Source organism: Streptococcus infantis (assembly GCF_047464615.1).
Classification (GTDB): Bacteria; Bacillota; Bacilli; order Lactobacillales; family Streptococcaceae; genus Streptococcus; species Streptococcus infantis_Y.
Window position 1 is genome coordinate 1 of the sequence record NZ_JASHBO010000003.1, and the last position, 18,466, is coordinate 18,466.

Below are 18,466 nucleotides of genomic sequence, written 5' to 3' on the forward strand. Positions count from 1 at the left end.
CCAGGGTTGATGACATCGAAATGGATGTGCGAGGAGAGAGTAAACTCTTCTTTTGTGACCCTAATCGCTCTGACCAGAAAGGGAGAATTGAGAAAAATCACACGCTGATTCGCGACATTCTACCTAAAGGAACTTCTTTTGACAATTTAACTCAAGAGGATATCAATCTCGTCTGTTCGCATGTCAACAGCGTCAAACGTGCTGCTTTGAATGGAAAGTCAGCCTATGAACTCTTTGCCTTTACTTATGGAGAAGAGATTCCTAAACTTCTCGGTATTTCTAAAATACCTGCAGAAGACGTTTGTCAGTCTTCTAAATTACTCCAACATAAGATCTAAAAACTAATCTTTAACCCCATTCAAACGTCTCACACTAACTTCCACCATAGCGGAACTTAATCTGAAACGCTTTCAGATGAGGGGATTTTGTGCGCTCTTTTTGTCTATTCATTTTGGCTACAGAAGCGATGAAATCAAGCATTAGTAAAACCAGTGGAATTTACCCTGACACGGAATTCCACTGTTTTTTAGGATTTTTATCAGACTAACTTCCACTTGGATTAGCAGTGGAACTTAGTTTGGAAGTTTAGCTTTTTTTTAGAAGTCTTGTAATGTTGCCTTCAGCTCTCTGAGAAGGGCTTTGCGGCCTTTAAATCGTTCGTCTGCTCTCTTACAATAATTGTTTTTTATGAAGCACATATCATTTTTTGAAACATTTCTTCATATTACTCAAGTAACTGTTACATTCTTATTTTCAGAAAATTTGAATCATTTCCTCTAAGAGAGCATTGAAATAAGTGAACTTGTATTTTGTTTTCTATATATCGAAAATCTTTGATTTATAGTGGATTGAAATAAGATATGAACAAAAAGATTAGGAAAGTAAAATTAATTTCTAGAGACGTTTTAGAATCCTTAGTGTACTATTCTAGGTTCAATTCACTATAAATTCGAATTTCCTCAACTTTTTTAAAAAAACAGAGAAAACTTGCGCTTCCTCTGTTTATAGTATTTAAGATAATTAATTTTCTTCACTCATTTTTGATTTTACTTCATCATAAGATAGTGCATGTGATTCCTCTTCTACTGTTTCAGGCATCTTTCCTGTTTCGTATAGAGATTTAATTTGTGTACTATCCAATGTTTCGTATTTCAATAATGCTTCTGCAATCAGCTTGTGAGTTTCACGATTTGACTGGATAATTTCAGCAGCTTTGTTTCGCGCTTCATTCAACAATGAACGAACTTCTTCGTCAATTTCATAAGCTGTTTGTTCTGAAATTGATTTTTGAGGGCTTTGTGCACCAAACATGGCATGATTTCCTTCATATTGTACTGGACCAAGTTTTTCACTCATACCATACTCTGTAACCATTGCACGCGCCATCTGAGTAGCTTGTTCGAAGTCATTAGATGCTCCAGTTGTTTGAACGTTAAAGATAATCTCTTCAGCTACACGTCCCCCCATTAAGCCAGCTAATTGCTCTTTCATATCTTCTTTAGATAAAAGCATTTGGTCTTCTTTAGGAAGTGCAATCATATATCCGCCTGCACGTCCACGTGGTACTATGGTAACTTTATGAACAACACGGGCATTTGACAATACTAGACCGACAATGGTGTGTCCTGCCTCATGGTAGGCAACCAATTCACGTTCTTTTTGTGAAACTGTCTTGTCTTTCTTAGATGGTCCAGCGATAACACGATCTTCAGCTTCATCAATATCAGAAGCATCAATCACTGATTTATTACGACGAGCTGCAACTAAGGCTGCTTCGTTCAATACATTTTCCAAATCGGCACCAACAAAACCTGGAGTTTGTTGTGCTACCAATTTCAAATCTACATCTTCAGCTAAAGGTTTATTTCTAGCATGGACTTTCAAAATTGCTTCACGTCCCTTAACATCTGGACGACCAACTAATACTTTTCTATCAAAACGGCCTGGACGAAGTAGAGCCGGATCAAGAACATCTGAACGGTTTGTTGCCGCAATAACAATAATTCCTTCATTTCCTTCAAAACCATCCATTTCAATCAAGAGTTGGTTTAAGGTTTGTTCTCGTTCATCATTACCTCCACCTAAACCGACACCACGTTGTCGACCAACGGCATCAATTTCATCAATGAAGATAATAGCTGGTGCTGCTTTTTTTGCATCCTCAAAGAGAGAACGTACACGGCTCGCACCGACACCGACGAACATTTCTACAAAGTCAGAACCTGAAATACTAAAGAATGGTACACCAGCTTCTCCTGCGACTGCTTTGGCAAGTAATGTTTTACCAGTTCCCGGAGGTCCTTCTAAGAGAACTCCAGCTGGAATCCGGGCACCCAATTTTGTAAATCGTTTTGGATCTTTTAAGAATTCAACAACTTCAACAAGTTCTTGTTTTTCTTCCTCTGCGCCTGCGACATCTGAGAAGCGAACTTTGATATCTTCTTTATTAGCAGCCTTAGCTTTACTACGTCCAAAACTCATTGGATTACGTCCGCTATTTCCGCCCATATTTCCCATCATAGAGAAGAGGAAGAAGAATAAGATAGCAAATGGTACTACTGAAACCAGGATGTTAATCCACATACCACTTGAGCTTTCGTGTTTCACTTCAATTTGTGTTTGATGTTCACTTGCTAATTTTTGCAAATCCGCTACAGTTGTATCTGATGGGAGGACAATACTTGTAAATTTCTCTACTTTTGTAGCAGAGGGTGTAAAAAATTGAATTCCCGTTTCCTGTTTCTCTGTCTTAGCAGTTTTGTAGACACCATACACTTCAATAACACTACCACTTGGTTGGTAGGTCATTTCTTTTACATTGTCGTTAGTGATTTCCTGAACCAATTCTGAGTACTTAATTTGTTGACTATGACCAGCGGATCTGCCAGCAAAAAAGTACTGGAATCCTGTCACTAGCAAGAAAATCATCAACAAATAAAGAAATGGATTTTTTATGAAACCATTATTTTGTTTTTGCATTCAAACACTTACCCTTCTATTTTGAGTAAACTTCCTCTTTCAATACACCTACATAAGGAAGGTTACGATAGTTTTCATTATAGTCTAAACCGTAGCCTACAACAAATTCATTTGGAATTGTAAAACATGTATAATCTGCTTCGATTTCTACTGTACGACCTTCTGGTTTATCAAGCATTGTGACAATCTTAACAGAAGCTGCTTCTCTTGCAGTAAACATATCTCTCAAACTCTTCAAGGTTTGACCAGTATCAATAATATCTTCTACAAAGACAACATGTCGACCTTTAATATCTTGAGTTACGTCTTGTTTAATATTAATGACACCACTACTTACAGTCCCACCATGATAGCTAGAGACCATCATAAAGTCCATTTCAAGATGTGTATCAATATATTTTACTAATTCTGCCATAAAAGGAATAGAACCTTTTAGAATTCCAACTAAAATCGGATTTTTTCCCTCATAATCTTTTGTCAACTGAGCACCCAATTTTTTAGCTGCTTCTGTAATTTCATCTTGTGAAATCAAAATTTTCTTGATGTCTTGTTCTAACATGATTTTACCTATCTATTTTTTCTATATAAAGTACAGTGTTCATTATATCATTTTTCATTTTTTTACTCAAATCACTGAGTTCAATTCCTAAAACTGAACAAATTTGACCTGATTGCTCAATGATTATCACTTTTTCCCGTTTTTCTATAGGGATTTTTAAATCAATAAAAAGTCGTCTTAGTTTTTTTCGATGTCCATTTTTTATCAGATAGTCACCTGAATGACGGTGCCGTAAAATTAAGGATGTTTCCCGTGAAACATATATTTTTTGAACTCTATTTCCTTCTAAAGGAAGTCCAAATGAAAATAGATATCCTTCATAGTGAACTTGGTTTAGATAGTCTAACACACACTCATTGTTTTTTTCATCAGACTTTGGTCTGATTTTACAAATCTGAAAGTGATCGTATTCCTTTACAAGCTCATAACCATTTTTAAAACTATGGCGATATTGACTCTTGGTTTTCAATATATGATGGATCTGTTGAAATTGTTCTCTCGTTACATTTAAGTTTGCGAATCGACCAAGATAGTGTTGCAATAAAACTCGTTGTGTTTCTTCTGAAAAAGATAAAAACTGAGTTAAATCTTCAATATCTACTGTTTGAGATAATTCACTAATAGCTGTCTGATAGTCAGATACTTCTTTTCCAAATTCTAGTAAAGCTTTTCTAACTTGAAGATTCTCTGTCTCCATTTGTGGTAGATAGAGATTACGAACACGATTGCGAAAATAGTGATTTTCCTGATTTGTCTCATCCTCAAAATGTTCAATTTCAGGAAATTCCTTCTTATAGAAAGAGAGTAAGGGACGAATTAATTCTCCCCTATCAAATTTTTGCTTCTCTTTAATAGCCGATAGATGATGCAACCTAGTGCCCCTGATCAATCTCATAAAAATCGTTTCAACCTGATCATCTGCATGATGAGCCGTTACAAGAGCAGTAGAGGATGTTTCTCTCATCACATCTCTAAAAAATTCATAGCGAAATTGACGAGCTCTCGATTCTGTAAAAACTCCAGAGAAGTTAGCTACATAAATTGGAACTCCAGCTTGTTCAGCTAGTTTTCTTAATTCATGTTCTTCATTATCTGACTCTAGTCGTTGTTTATGATTGACATGAGCTAAAAGAAGCTCAATACCAAGTTCCTTTTTATAAGTTGATAAAAGGCGAAACAGAAACATCGAATCAAGTCCACCAGATAAAGCTACAACTACTTTTGAATGATGTTTAAAATAACCTTTTTCTAGAAAATGATTTAAAAAATCGCGGTCTCTCATTTCAGGACCTCATAGACATCCTTGGCAATTTTAGAAATGGTATCATAATCTGAATTTTTGGTAAAAATTGAAATGATGAAAGGAGACTCTGAATAAACAATAGCAGTGTCATGCTTGTATTCGTCTGCATCCCCAATTTTATGGGCTACCTTAGCAGAAATATCTTTCGCAATCCTCTGATTGTCAAAGGACGTTTGTGATAGAGATTCTAGAACAAAAGCATTCTGATTATAAATAGCCTCCATAACTTGACCTGCCATTTTTGCAGAAGCCATCTTATCTGTCACATCCCACTCTTCACCTGCGATAGTAGCCATTTCTTTTTTAAAGGATTCATCTGATTTATTCGCAACATAATAACCAAGAATATTATGAGCTACATTATCAGATTCTTTCGCTGTTCTTGATATCAAATCTTTGATGGTGTATTCTTTGTTGTCTGCTGTTTTAGGGAGACTTCCACTTCCTTCAGGTTTATAAGAACCAGGGAAATCATTAACTTCAGAAACATACTTTAGTTTCGTATCAAGTTGGTAAGCACCTTGATTGATTTTTTCCTGAACATAATAAAGATAGGGCAGCTTCATGATACTTGCAGCGTACATTTTCTCATTTTCATTAATCCCAGCTTCCTTACCTGTGCTCAATTGTTTAACATAAATAGAAAACTGTTCATTTTGATAATTTTCAGACAATAACTCTTGTACTTTCTGGATACGATTATCATCTTGAGAAATAGAATCATTAGAAACCCAACCAATTTGATTGATATGTAAGAATTCCCGGCCCTCAGCAAACACTGTCATATCCACTTCAACCTCTTGATAAGGGGCTAAATTAGCTGTTTTTTCTATTTGATCATAGGGACTATTGTAAATGAAAAATCCAGGTTCTAACCATACTTTTTGGGATAGAGAATTTACTTTTGATGCATCATATAGAAGTCTTTTATCCGCAGCAACAAACTGATTATTAGATAATTTAAAGACAGGCTGACCTTGTCCATTTAACCGCCATTCTAGAATAGTTAATGTTGTTTCTGCTGTAACTTTCCCTGACTCTTTTATCAAATCATCTGAAGCATAAATGGGTGTTTCTCCATAAAACTTAGGGGATTCAATTATATCTTGATAATAAAAATGATATGGAGTATGAGTTAAGGAATAAATTTCTTGATTTGGAATGATAACTGGATTCTCAGTGCTTACTACTTGGACACTTTTAAAGAAAATAGGAAGTAGTAATATCACTAAAAATTTACGCATTCTTTTTTTCCTCTTCTTCCTGAAGTCGTAGCAGATGATTCTTCTGAGCTAACTCTTCTAATTTTTCATCTGATTGACTTAAAAATTGTTCAATAATATCTAATAAATTTTCCATTTTACATTACCTAGGAAGTAAGTCCGGAATAGTATAAACTTCTTCCCATGATTTTGAATAGTAATATTTTGCACGCAAATACTTGGCTGCGTATGTTTCGTCCTTTAATTTGGTTGCAAGATTTGATTCTTTATCTTTTTCATCGCTCAATTCTTGATACTGTTTTTTCAGATCGGCTAACTGTTGGCGACGTTCGAGTAGTTGCTGATAACTTTGAGTCAAATTATAGGTTGGTAGGATGAACAACAACATAATCAAAATCAACACCCAACCCATAAAACGATTTCGTCTTTGTCGTTCTTCCATCAAGTATTTACGACGTTGATGCTCATTTTGAATAAAGGAATTATTCATTTGCACTATTTTTTTATACATCGTTTTCTACCCTTGTTTCGCTGATAATTTCATACATACCTGCAGCATCTTCTTTTTTAGTGCTATCTTTCATCTCTAACACTTTTACAAGCAACAACTTATTTCCAAAACGAATTTCGACTTGGTCATTGATTTTTAAATCTGTAGAGCTCTTAGCAAGAATACCATTTACCTTGATACGTCCCTTATCTGCAACTTCTTTAGCCACTGTACGGCGCTTAATAATTCTTGATACTTTTAAATATTTATCTAATCTCATCTTTATTACCTCAAATTATTATTGTACCATTTTTATCACTTTTATAGAAGAAAAATGTCATACCTAATTTGACTCTTTTAAATTTTTTATAGCCACTAGGGATTCAGCAAAAGTCAACAATCCTTCTAAAATTTCATAATCTTTTTTATTTCGAATATCAAATACAACTTCAATTAAACCTTGATTTTCTGAAATATTGACCTTCAAACTTGTCTGAGATAGAGCCTGGAAATAATCTTGTGTTAAAAATAGTTGCTGCGAAATTTTTTCAAATTGAATGACAAGTTTATTATTTTTTCTTTCAACACGATTGACAAACACTTTATCAAGGTAAGCTTTTACTAATCCAATTTCTAAAAGATAAGCAACTACATCAGGATATTCTCCAAAACGGTCTATCAACTCATCTTGTAATTCTTCGTAGTTGACACGATTGTCAATCTGACGAATTCTCTTGTAAATTTCAATTTTATGCCGTTCATCTGAAATATACTCATCTGGAAGATAGGCATCGATTTGTAGAATTAACTCAGCATTTCCTTTTTCACGTTTTTTGTCAGTTCCATTTTTCTTAGCTATTGCTTCTTCTAACAACTGAGAGTACAACTCAAAACCAACAGAATCGATAAATCCAGACTGAGAGCTTCCTAATAGATTTCCAGCTCCACGAATGGATAAATCACGCATAGCAATTTTGAAACCAGAACCCAGTTCAGTAAAACCTTTGATAGCTTCTAATCTCTTCTCAGAAACTTCTGTCAAAGTTTTATCTGGACGATACATGAGATAAGCATAAGCAATTCGATTACTACGACCAACACGACCTCTTAATTGATACAAGGTTGACAAGCCCATATGATCTGCGTTTTCAATAAATAAGGTATTAGCATTTGGAATGTCTACACCTGTTTCAATGATTGTTGTAGTTACTAAAATATCATATTGTCCTTCTATAAAATCAAGAAGTGTATTTTCTAAGCGAATTTCACTCATTTGTCCATGAACAAAGCCAATAGAAGCTTCTGGAATCAATTCTTGTAACTCTGAAACCTTCTTTTCAATCGTGTCAACTTTGTTGTAAAGATAGTAAACTTGACCACCACGATCCATTTCTCTCAATACAGCATCTCGAATGATACGATCATTCTGTTCAAGTACGTAGGTTTGAACAGGATATCGATTTGTTGGAGGAGTTTCGATGACTGATAAATCTCGGATACCTAGCATAGACATATGAAGAGTTCGAGGAATTGGTGTCGCTGTCAAGGTTAAGACATCAACCTTCTTTTTTAATTCCTTGAGAGCTTCCTTATGCTTAACACCAAAACGTTGCTCTTCATCAATAATCATCAACCCCAAATCAGCAAACTCAACATCTTTAGACAAGACTCTATGGGTCCCTATCAAGATGTCTACTTGACCTTTTTTTAATTTCTCAAGTGTTTCAGTCTGTTCTTTTTTACTTCTGAAACGACTCAAAACATCTACGTTGACAGCAAATTGTTCAAATCTTTCCTTAAAATTACTATAATGTTGCTGAGCAAGAACGGTTGTTGGCACTAAAACGACAACCTGTTTATGATCATTGACAGCCTTAAATGCAGCTCGCATGGCAACTTCTGTCTTACCAAAACCAACATCTCCAACTAATAGTCGGTCCATCGGTTGAGGAGCCTGCATATCTTTTTTTATTTCTTCGATACTTCGAAGTTGGTCTTCAGTCTCTACATATGGGAAAGCTTCGTCAAACGCGTTTTGGTCTTCATCATCTTTTGAAAATGAAAAACCTTTAAGTTGACTTCTCTCTGCATATAACTTAATTAAATCATCTGCAATATCTTCAACTTGACTCTTTACTTTTTGCTTCGCTTTTTTAAAACGTCCATCGTTAAGTTTGTTTAACTTTGGAGCCTTACCATCACTAGAGACATACTTAGAAAGAGCCTGTATCTGCTCTACAGGGATGGAAATACGGTCTCCATTTTGATATAGGACACTTACGTAGTCTCGATGAATTCCTTTGATTTCAATCGTTTCAATCCCTAAATATTGACCAATACCATGAATTTGATGAACAACATAATCTCCTTTTTGGAGCTCATTATAGTCCTTTAATCTCTCAGCATTACTGATATTTTGTCTTCTAAATTTACGTTTAATCTTCTTTTTGAAAATTTCATATTCAGTGATAAATACAAGATTCTCATCTACAAAGTGAAATCCATGACGAAGATTTCCTTCAACAAGATTAACAGTTCCTTTACAGATTTTACTTTCATTACTATTATCAACTTTAATATCGTATTCATCAAGAATCGTTGACAGTTTCTTTAGTTCAGTTTTGCTACTTGATTGAAGAACAATCGTATACTTTAATTTTTTGTAACGTTCAATTTCTTCTTTCAGAAAAGAAAACTGATTAAAGAACTCTTGCATAGGATATTGATTGAACTGGTACAGATTATTAAATTTCAAATTTCCAAGCCCTTTTTGAAAATTTGAAAAGAAAGTCGCTGGTACATGTTTTTTAAACTGACTTTCTACATCAGCAAAATATTGTAAACTTGATAATGCTTTACTATTATGTAAATCTTCTGTAAAGTAGCTAGCTGTTTCCTTATCAAAAGCATCGTACTGGTTCATAATTTTTTGAAAATCATCAAAGATAATAGGCACTTGATTCAAATAGTCTATCAAGGTCCACTGTTTTTTATAAAATACAGACAAAAACTTGCGAATATCCGGATGAAGAACTTGCTCTTTCGTACAACTAAAAACTTCTTCTAGGTAAGACTTTAAAGTTGGAGAAAGTGCCTTATCAATCTCATGTTCTAAAAATTTCTGACCACGATGATAATCTTCATTCGTTAATAAAATATCACTAGCTGGATAGATTAGTACTTGAGTTTTACTATCTTTTGATAATTGAGTTTCAGTATCAAATTCTCTAATGCCATCAATCTCATCACCGAAAAATTCAATCCGATAAGGACAAATTTGAGAGGTTTCAAATATATCTAGAATATCTCCACGAAGGCTAAATTCTCCCTGACTTTGAACTTGTGTAACTTTCTTATAACCAAGAGAAATCAAGTGATTTTTTAATTCTCTTTGTTCGCATTCTTGCCCCACTTGAAGTTCTAAGATACTATCATCAAAAACTTGAGGATTCGGCAAGAATACTCGACTAGCTGCGACGTTACAAACTAAAATCCCTCTTTGAGACTCATCTCTTAGAAACCGCAAAGCTTCAACCCGAGAAAAAACCTTTTCCTGAGATGATACCAAAAATTCGACCATCGGTGAATCATCTAGTAGAAATGGATAAACTAGATCCGAACCTAATATGGAGATTAGATCATTGATCAGACGCTCAGCCTCTCCGTATGTGGAAGTCATCACTAAAACCTTATCCTGACTCTTCATACTACTAGAAATCGCTAAAGATTTTGCTGAGCCAGAAAGACCTAGCAATAATTGTCTTTGTTTCTGTGGTAAGTTCTCATGCCAAGATAGAATTTGTTTATTCTCTAAAAAGAAATCGATTAATGCCATTTCCTTACCCATTATATTTCTGCATCGTCTTTTCAAAGTTTTTTTCTTGTAAATAATAATTTACAGCATCGTCAACCTTGTCAATTGACTGTAAAATACCAATATAATCTTCCTGATCAAACTTACTCAAAACATGATGAACTACTGACATTCCTTTTTTAGGTCTTCCAATGCCAATCTTTACACGATTGAAAACCTGTGTACCAATATGTTGAATAATCGACTTAATTCCATTATGACCACCAGCTGATCCTTTAGCACGAAGACGAATTTTTCCGACTTCCATGTCAAGATCATCGTAAATAATCAGTAAATCTTCAATATCTAAACCATAGTAGGTTAACAATGCATGAACAGCTTTTCCACTTTCATTCATAAAAGTCGTCGGTTTCACCAGATAAATTTTTTCCCCATTAAGGAAAAATGAAGCTAGTTCAGCTTGGAATATCTTATCGTGTGTAAAGGTAACATTCTGTTTTTTTGCTAGTTGGTCAATCAGCATAAAGCCAACATTATGTTTAGTTTCAAAATATTTATCTCCTGGATTTCCCAATCCTACAAGTAATTTTGTCATTTAAATTTCCTTTCAAAAGTCAAAAGGGTTGGAATTTTTTTCCAACCTAATTGACATTATTTTAAATATTGATTAAACGTTAAAGCGGAATTCCATAATATCGCCATCTTGCACGACATATTCTTTTCCTTCTTCACGCAAACGTCCTGCTTCTTTTACAGCCTTTTCAGATCCGTATTTAATCAAATCATCATAGGACATGGTCACTGCACGAATAAAACCTTTTTCGAAGTCAGAGTGGATGATACCAGCTGCTTGAGGAGCTTTCATGCCACGTTTAAAGGTCCAAGCACGAACCTCTTTTTCACCAGCTGTGAAGTAAGTTCCAAGTCCTAGTAGGTGATAAGCAGCTCGAGTCAACTTATCCACACCTGATTCTGTCAAACCAATAGCTTCAAGAAACTCTTTTTTATCTTCATCGTCTAACTCAGAAATTTCTTCTTCAGCACGCGCAGAAATAACCACTACCTCTGCATTTTCTGTTGCTGCGAATTCACGAATTTGTTTCACATAATCGATAGATTCTGGGTCTCCAACTACATCCTCATCAACGTTAGCTACATAAAGAACTGGTTTCGTTGTCAAGAGAAAGAGTCCTTTGACAACTTTTTGCTCTTCATCTGTAAATTCAATGGTACGAGCTGATTTTCCATCTTCAAGAACAGGTTTAATCTTTTGGAGAACGTTAAATTCTGCAACTGATTCCTTATCTTTTTGCGTACGCGCCATTTTTTCTACACGCGCATAGCGTTTATTGACTGATTCTAAGTCAGCAAGAATCAACTCTAGATTAATGGTATCGATATCTGCTAGCGGATCCACAAAGGCATCTTCACGACCTTGCTCACGCATGACATTTTCATCATCAAAGGCACGAACCACATGAACAATCGCATCAACTTCACGGATATTGGCTAAGAATTTATTCCCCAGACCTTCTCCTTTTGACGCACCTTTTACAATCCCTGCAATATCTGTAAATTCAAATGTTGTTGGAACTGTCTTTTTAGGTGTGATCATTTCCGTTAGTTTTTGTAGGCGTTCATCTGGAACTTCTACCATTCCAACGTTTGGATCAATGGTCGCAAAAGGATAGTTTGCAGCCTCTGCTCCTGCTTTTGTAATTGCATTAAATAGGGTTGATTTACCAACGTTTGGTAAACCTACAATACCTGCTGTTAAAGCCATAGTTTCTCATTCTCCGTTCACATTTCAATCTTCAATATTATAACACAAAAAGGGAAAACTTGCTAACCCTCTTACTATGGGGTTCCTAGTCAATGATTTTGTTCATTTTTCTTTCAAAATCATAGCGACTCATCATGACCACATGATCACAATTGCTACATTTTATTTTGATATCTGCACCAACACGGGTAATTTCCCAACGATTGGCTTTTTTACCTGTTGATTTGATTGTACAAGCGTGTGGTTTTTTCATTTCAACAAAATTTCCAACTTGATACATAGTTAATCTCCTTTTCTATTTTTGATTATATCATAAAAGAGGCGAGCTAGGCTCAACCTCTTTCCATTAATTTGTACGAACTGGCGTGATGAGCTGCATGAACTCTTCATCTGTATCAGCTGGAACCAGAGTAAATGGACGAACTGCTGAAATAAAGCTGATTGTAACTTTTTCGCTATTCAAAGCTTTTAGTGCCTCAATCAAATAAGTTGGGTTGAAACTAATTGTCAAATCAGCACCACTTACATTTTCAGTATCAATTTCTTCGTTTACTTTCCCTACTTCTGGAGAATGAACATGGGCACTTACAACTCCTTCTTTGATTTCTAATTTAACAGTACCATTTTGTGTCGCACTTGATAAGAGGCGAGCACGTTCCATAGACTGGCGTAGTTTAGCAACATCAAAAGTCACTGTTGTATTGAAATCTGTTGGAATCAATCGATCGGTATCTGGATAATTTCCTTCTAAGAGACGTGTGTAGAAGCTAATATTTTCACTTCTAAAGAGAATTTGATTATTGGCGAAGAAAATCTCTACTGTTTCGATATCATCCGTAAAAACAGCTGAAAATTCACGTAGCGAACGACTTGGGATGACAACATCAAAATCATCGCTATTTTTTTCAAGAGTCAATTTCTTCTGACTGAGACGGTGAGAGTCTGTCGCAACTGTTTTTAATTCTTTGTGGTTGCTTAAAACAAAGTGGACACCTGTCAAAATAGGACGGCTTTCTTGGGTACTAGCTGCAAAAGCTGTTTCATTGATAATCTTTTTAAGAAGTTTTGTTTCAAGAACTAAAGGATTGCTTGCAGAAATTTCCTGAATACGTGGATATTGCTCACTATCTTTTCCTTTAAGAGTAATCTCTGATTTTCCACTAGTTAAGACAATTTGCTTTTGTTCAATCTCTTTAAAATCAAGTGTTACATCTGGAAGACTTGAAACAACATTGATAAAGAAAGAAGCTTCCAGTAGAACTGAACCTAAAGAGTTAATCAAGAGACCTGCATTTTCATTTTTTTGCGAGATAAAATTTTCGATTGAGATTTGACCATTTGATCCAATCAAGGTAATTCCTTCATTGGTAACATCAATTTTTACAGTCGATAAAATAGGAATTGCATTCTTTGAGCTAATAGCTCTCTTTGTTGTATTTAAGGCTTGTAAAAATAAGTTTTTATTAATTGAAAAATGAATCATGGATTCTCCTTTATTCTTTTTATTATTAGAAGGATAATAGTAATAATAGAGCGTGTGAAATCTGTGGAAAAACACTTGTAATCAAGAAAACTCAAGGACAGAGCCTTGTTTAAAAGATGTGGATAAATAAGAGTATTTTTAAAAAGTTATCCACAAGTTATTTAATTTTCTTTTTGATGTTTTCAATTTCTATACGTAAATTATCATCTGTTTCAAGCATGGATTTGATTTTTCCATGAGCGTGAATGACCGTTGTGTGGTCTTTACCACCAAACTCTTTTCCAATCTTGGGAAGGCTATTATCAGTCATTTCTCTGGCTAGATACATGGCAACTTGACGGGCTAAAACGATATTTTGAACACGTCTAGTTCCTTTCATTTCCTTGACACTAACACCATAGAAGTTTCCAACTTCTGTCTGGATTTTATCAATTGGAATTACAATCATTTTGCTAACGTCTTGTTTACGAGCACGAATAGCTTCAGCTGCAATGTCAACTGTGATATCGTTAATCTTTTTGACTTTGGCCATTAGGCTGATATCGTTGAGTGCTCCCTCGAGTTCTCGCACGTTAGAGTCAAACTGTCCAGCCAAATATTCGAGTGTATCATTCTGAAAATGATAGTTGAGATGTTCAGTCTTACTCTGTAAAATAGCAATACGTGTTTCAAAATCAGGTGGTGTGATATCTGTCGTTAATCCCCACGAGAAGCGCGTGACCAGACGTTCAGGTAGACTCTCTAAATGTTCAGGTCTACGGTCACTCGTTAAAACAATCTGTTTATTATTATTGTGAAGGGCGTTAAATGTATTGAAAAACTCTTCCTGAGTTTGTACTTTCTTTCCACTAAGTGATTGAATATCATCAATGAGTAGGAGGTCTAAACTACGGTAAGTTTTCTTGAATTTTTCCATATCATTAAGTCTCAAATGCTCTAGGAATTCATTAATGAAACTTTCAGCAGGTATGTATTTTACACGCGCATTTGGGCTCTTTTTTAGAATTTCATTTCCAAGGGCATTTAACAGGTGAGTTTTTCCAAGTCCAGGCCCTCCGTAGATAAATAGAGGATTGTAAGTTAATCCTGGATCTTCAGAAACAGCCAAAGCAGCAGACTTAGCCCAAACATTACCATCCCCTTGAACAAAATTATCGAAAGTATACTTTTCCTTGAGTCCAGTTTCAGAATATGGAATAGTGGATGGAATTGGTTGATAATCGTTGCCAGGTTCAGACTCGAAAGATACTTGTGAGCTAGCTTCTTCAACTTTCGTGAAGACATAATTCGCCTTTATTTCAGTATCATAGATTTCAAAACCTGCTGTTAAAAGGATTCCATTGATATTTCTTTCCCAAAATATCTGCATCTCATCTCGGGGTAAGAAAATCGTTGCAGTGGCATCTTCTACTTTAACCAGGGTTGCATCTAAGATGTAAAAATCATAAACTGATTGAGTCAACCGATCATGCGCAAGTTCTAAAATACGATTCCAAAATTGTTTTTCTTTCAATGATTTTCTCCTCCTTTACTATAAAATTTTAAAGGTTTATTGATAGAATCATTTTACCATAGATAAGATTATTTTTCCACAACTTGTGGAAAACAATTAACAATGTTTTTAGTTTTTATCCACAAGATGTGGATAACTAAGGAGAATTCTGAAATAGAAGGCTTTTTAAAAAGATAAATCGGTGGATAACCATGTTAGTTAAGAATAATAAAATAACAGCCTTATTTCAGGCTGTTAATAAATTGTTGGTATTCTTCTTGGTTATGGAAGGAAATTGAGATTTTACCGCTATCTTTTTTTTGAAGGCTAATTTGAACATCTAATCCGAGTATTTTTTTCAATTTTTGCTCTTCTTCTTTGACAAAGTGATTTTTTTCTTTTTTGCTACTCTTCCTAGTTTTTTGTAGTATTTGTTCAACTTGTCTAACTGAAAGATTTTCTGTTTGAATGCGATGCAAGAGTGTATCTTGTCTGTCACTTGATAATTGAATGAGGAGTCTAGCATGAGCCTGGGAAAGCTTCCCACTTTCAACTTCTGTCAGGATGTGTTTAGGTAGCACTAACAATCGAACTAGGTTTGTAATATAAGGTCGAGATTTCCCCATTTTTTCAGCAATTTCTGTGTGGGTAAAACCTTTATCAATTAAGGAGTGGTATGCTTTAGCTTCTTCGATAGGATTTAAATTTTCGCGTTGGAGATTTTCAATGATGGAATGAAGCATCATATCTTGATCAGAAAGTTGCTTAATAATTACTGGAATTTCTGAAAGTCCGGCAGCTATTGAAGCGCGATACCGTCTTTCTCCAGCTAGAATTTCATATCCAAGTACTGGAGATTTTCTAACGATAATTGGCTGAATCAAGCCGTTTTCCTTAATGGATTGTGCCAACTCTTGTATTTTTTCTTCTGAAAATTCCTTACGAGGTTGATAGGGATTTTTTTGAATATCCTTTATTTGAACAATTTTAAATTCTTCCATAATTCTACATTATCATAACTTAGATATTCTGTAAAGCAACTTTACATATCTGTAAACTATTGTTCCAAATCACTAGTACTCTTATCTAATTTAATGGTAGTTGTTTCTTCTTTACCATTACGGTAGTATGTAATGGTCATGCTATCTCCGATAGAATGACTATATAGAGCACTTTGTAATTCAGTAGTTGAAGAAATAGCTTTATCATCTACTTTTGTAATGACGTCATATTGTTGTAGATGTCCATTGGCAGGCATACTAGTTATAACAGAACGAACAACTACTCCTGCAGTGACACTTGATGGTACATTCAATCTTTGTAAATCACTGCTACTAAGATTTGAAAGGTTGACCATTTGAATGCCCAAGGCTGGTCGAGTGACTTTTCCATTCTTTTCCAATTGATTGATAATATTGATGGCATCGTTTGAAGGAATCGCAAATCCAAGTCCTTCCACAGAAGTTCCACCGTTTGTGGCTATTTTACTAGATGTAATTCCGATTACTTGTCCTTGAATATTGATTAAAGGACCGCCAGAGTTTCCAGGGTTGATGGCTGTATCTGTTTGGATAGCCTTTGTAGAGATAGCTTGTCCATCTTCAGATTTTAAAGAAACATTTCTATTTAAACTTGACACGATACCCTGTGTAACGGTATTGGCGTACTCAGAACCTAGAGGGCTTCCGATTGCAATGGCAGTCTCTCCGACTGTTAGTTGATCAGAATCTCCAAATTCAGCTACGGTAGTCACCTTATCTGCAGCAATTTTTACAACTGCAATGTCAGAATAAGTATCAGAACCGACAATTTCACCTGGAACTTTAGTTCCGTCAGCTAAACGAATATCCACTTTTTTAGCTCCACTGATAACGTGAGTATTGGTTACGAGGTAAGCAAAGTTACCTTCTTTTTTATAAATAACTCCAGAACCTTCGCTAGAAACTTGCTCAGTATTTGTATCTGTATCAGTTTCTGCAGATCCAAATAAACTATTTTGGGAGTTTGCAGAGTAAGTAATGACAGATACCACAGCATCTTTAACTTTATCGACTGCCTGTGTAGTTGAGTTTTCATTTTTTACAGCTGTTTTGCTGACAGTGGTGGTATTTGTTGGACTAGTGTTTTGTTTTTGACTGAGCTGCAATGTTGTAAAAGTACCTAAAACACCACTAAAAAAGCTAATGAGAATGACTAATAAAAGTTGTCCCCATTTTTTGGAACTAGTTTTTAAGTTTTTCATAGAAGCCTCCATGTTTTTTAATCAATGAAAGTATAAAATAGCTAGCTTAATCCAAGCTTAAAAACAAAAAGTTTTTCACAACTTGTGGATAACTTTCAAAAACCTGTGAATTTATTGAAGTTTTTCAAAATCTTATCTGTGAATAAGATGTGAAATTGAGTGTGAATATGTTAGAATAGAAGAATGAAAATTAAAGTGGTAACAGTTGGAAAACTGAAAGAAAAATATCTCAAAGATGGCATAGCAGAATACTCCAAGAGAATTTCACGATTTGCTAATCTAGAAATGATTGAGTTGGCTGATGAAAAAACACCAGATCGGGCCAGCGAATCTGAAAATCAAAAGATTTTGGAGTTGGAAGGGAACCGCATTCTTGCTAAAGTAGGGGAACGTGATTTTGTAGTTGTTTTAGCTATTGAAGGAACCACTTTTTCTTCTGAAGAGTTCAGTAAGCAGCTTGAAAGGGCTTCTATCAATGGATTTTCGACGATCACTTTTATCATTGGTGGGAGTTTAGGACTATCTCCAGAGGTGAAAAAAAGAGCCAATCTCTCTGTTAGTTTTGGGAGATTGACGCTTCCTCATCAACTAATGAGATTAGTCTTAGTAGAACAAATTTATAGAGCGTTTTCGATTCAACAGGGCTCTCCCTATCATAAATAGATGATTGACTAAGCTAGCTTTTTTTGATAAGATAGATTAGTAAGGTCTCATAGCTCAGCTGGATAGAGCATTCGCCTTCTAAGCGAACGGTCGCAGGTTCGAATCCTGCTGGGATCAGTGTTAAATCGTAAGCTGGGAAAAAATCCCAGCTTTTTTTGTAAAAATTTGACATTTCAGAATAAAATTTGAGCATTTGAGAAATAATTCTCTATAGGTATCGTAGATTTTATATAATATTTTTGTAAGTTAATTTACAAGAAAAACATTATAGGAGTTTATATTATGAAAAAGAATACAGATTTTGCTCAAATGAAAGATTTCCAAGAATTGAACGAAAAAGAACTGCAGGAAATCAGAGGTGGGGAATGGAGACCTCCATATACAATAAATAATTTTCTTTTTCCAAAAAGAAAGTAAGTAAAAATAAAGGTGGGA

Annotated in this window: 17 protein-coding genes, 1 tRNA gene and 1 pseudogene; 4 read left to right on the forward strand and 15 right to left on the reverse strand. The window is 35.0% G+C overall.

The features are described 5' to 3' along the window. Nucleotides 1-338, forward strand: a pseudogene (locus tag QM450_RS02180) (IS30 family transposase); the annotation flags it as partial. Between the two features lie 682 nt (nucleotides 339-1,020). Here QM450_RS02180 and ftsH read toward each other — a convergent pair. From ftsH to QM450_RS02255, 15 genes are all read right to left on the reverse strand, one after another. Next, nucleotides 1,021-2,979 carry an ATP-dependent zinc metalloprotease FtsH gene (ftsH, locus tag QM450_RS02185; RefSeq protein WP_320692686.1) on the reverse strand — a complete coding sequence of 653 codons (1,959 nt, stop codon included), beginning with the start codon at nucleotides 2,977-2,979 and terminating at the stop codon, nucleotides 1,021-1,023. 16 nt (nucleotides 2,980-2,995) lie between these two features. After that, nucleotides 2,996-3,538, reverse strand: coding sequence for a hypoxanthine phosphoribosyltransferase (gene hpt / locus QM450_RS02190; protein WP_006150551.1), 543 nt, complete (start codon nucleotides 3,536-3,538; stop codon nucleotides 2,996-2,998). 4 nt (nucleotides 3,539-3,542) lie between these two features. Beyond that, nucleotides 3,543-4,820, reverse strand: coding sequence for a tRNA lysidine(34) synthetase TilS (gene tilS, locus QM450_RS02195; RefSeq protein WP_414319532.1), 1,278 nt, complete (start codon nucleotides 4,818-4,820; stop codon nucleotides 3,543-3,545). Beyond that, nucleotides 4,817-6,085 carry a serine hydrolase gene (locus tag QM450_RS02200; protein ID WP_414319533.1) on the reverse strand — a complete coding sequence of 423 codons (1,269 nt, stop codon included), beginning with the start codon at nucleotides 6,083-6,085 and terminating at the stop codon, nucleotides 4,817-4,819. Before QM450_RS02200 ends, tilS begins: the two co-directional genes overlap by 4 nt. Then, nucleotides 6,078-6,200 (reverse strand): SP_0009 family protein, encoded by a 123-nt coding sequence (locus QM450_RS02205; RefSeq protein WP_000429332.1) that lies wholly within the window; start codon nucleotides 6,198-6,200, stop codon nucleotides 6,078-6,080. Before QM450_RS02205 ends, QM450_RS02200 begins: the two co-directional genes overlap by 8 nt. Before the next feature lie 6 nt (nucleotides 6,201-6,206). Further along, the gene (locus tag QM450_RS02210) at nucleotides 6,207-6,575 is read right to left on the reverse strand and encodes a septum formation initiator family protein (RefSeq protein WP_000277028.1); all 369 of its coding nucleotides are present in this window, start codon (nucleotides 6,573-6,575) and stop codon (nucleotides 6,207-6,209) included. Continuing rightward, entirely contained in the window at nucleotides 6,568-6,834 is a 267-nt protein-coding gene (locus QM450_RS02215) for an RNA-binding S4 domain-containing protein (RefSeq protein ID WP_001234970.1), read from the reverse strand. Before QM450_RS02215 ends, QM450_RS02210 begins: the two co-directional genes overlap by 8 nt. Before the next feature lie 63 nt (nucleotides 6,835-6,897). Further along, complete coding sequence (mfd, locus tag QM450_RS02220) at nucleotides 6,898-10,401, reverse strand: transcription-repair coupling factor (protein ID WP_414319534.1); 3,504 nt, start codon at nucleotides 10,399-10,401, stop codon at nucleotides 6,898-6,900. Continuing rightward, nucleotides 10,394-10,963, reverse strand: a complete 570-nt coding sequence (gene pth, locus QM450_RS02225) for an aminoacyl-tRNA hydrolase (RefSeq protein WP_045613244.1) — start codon at nucleotides 10,961-10,963, stop codon at nucleotides 10,394-10,396. Before pth ends, mfd begins: the two co-directional genes overlap by 8 nt. A gap of 72 nt (nucleotides 10,964-11,035) precedes the next feature. Then, nucleotides 11,036-12,151, reverse strand: a complete 1,116-nt coding sequence (ychF, locus tag QM450_RS02230; protein WP_235083591.1) for a redox-regulated ATPase YchF — start codon at nucleotides 12,149-12,151, stop codon at nucleotides 11,036-11,038. Between the two features lie 85 nt (nucleotides 12,152-12,236). After that, the gene (locus QM450_RS02235; protein ID WP_000285188.1) at nucleotides 12,237-12,431 is read right to left on the reverse strand and encodes a DUF951 domain-containing protein; all 195 of its coding nucleotides are present in this window, start codon (nucleotides 12,429-12,431) and stop codon (nucleotides 12,237-12,239) included. Between the two features lie 66 nt (nucleotides 12,432-12,497). Then, nucleotides 12,498-13,634 carry a DNA polymerase III subunit beta gene (dnaN, locus tag QM450_RS02240; RefSeq protein WP_281335678.1) on the reverse strand — a complete coding sequence of 379 codons (1,137 nt, stop codon included), beginning with the start codon at nucleotides 13,632-13,634 and terminating at the stop codon, nucleotides 12,498-12,500. A gap of 157 nt (nucleotides 13,635-13,791) precedes the next feature. Continuing rightward, nucleotides 13,792-15,147, reverse strand: coding sequence for a chromosomal replication initiator protein DnaA (gene dnaA / locus QM450_RS02245; RefSeq protein WP_414319535.1), 1,356 nt, complete (start codon nucleotides 15,145-15,147; stop codon nucleotides 13,792-13,794). 221 nt (nucleotides 15,148-15,368) lie between these two features. Beyond that, nucleotides 15,369-16,127, reverse strand: coding sequence for a ParB/RepB/Spo0J family partition protein (locus tag QM450_RS02250; RefSeq protein ID WP_414319536.1), 759 nt, complete (start codon nucleotides 16,125-16,127; stop codon nucleotides 15,369-15,371). A gap of 56 nt (nucleotides 16,128-16,183) precedes the next feature. Next, a complete protein-coding gene (locus tag QM450_RS02255) occupies nucleotides 16,184-17,368 on the reverse strand; it encodes a S1C family serine protease (protein ID WP_414319537.1) in 1,185 nt (394 codons plus the stop codon). Nucleotides 17,369-17,551: 183 nt separating this feature from the next. On the opposite strand from QM450_RS02255, the gene rlmH reads away from it, so the two are divergent. From rlmH to comC, 3 genes are all read left to right on the forward strand, one after another. Next, complete coding sequence (rlmH, locus tag QM450_RS02260) at nucleotides 17,552-18,031, forward strand: 23S rRNA (pseudouridine(1915)-N(3))-methyltransferase RlmH (protein ID WP_000695942.1); 480 nt, start codon at nucleotides 17,552-17,554, stop codon at nucleotides 18,029-18,031. A gap of 43 nt (nucleotides 18,032-18,074) precedes the next feature. Beyond that, nucleotides 18,075-18,148 (forward strand) — tRNA-Arg (locus QM450_RS02265). A 165-nt stretch (nucleotides 18,149-18,313) separates the two neighbouring features. Then, on the forward strand, nucleotides 18,314-18,448 hold the full coding sequence (gene comC, locus QM450_RS02270; RefSeq protein WP_080936286.1) for a competence-stimulating peptide ComC: 135 nt from the start codon (nucleotides 18,314-18,316) through the stop codon (nucleotides 18,446-18,448). Nucleotides 18,449-18,466: the final 18 nt, after the last annotated feature.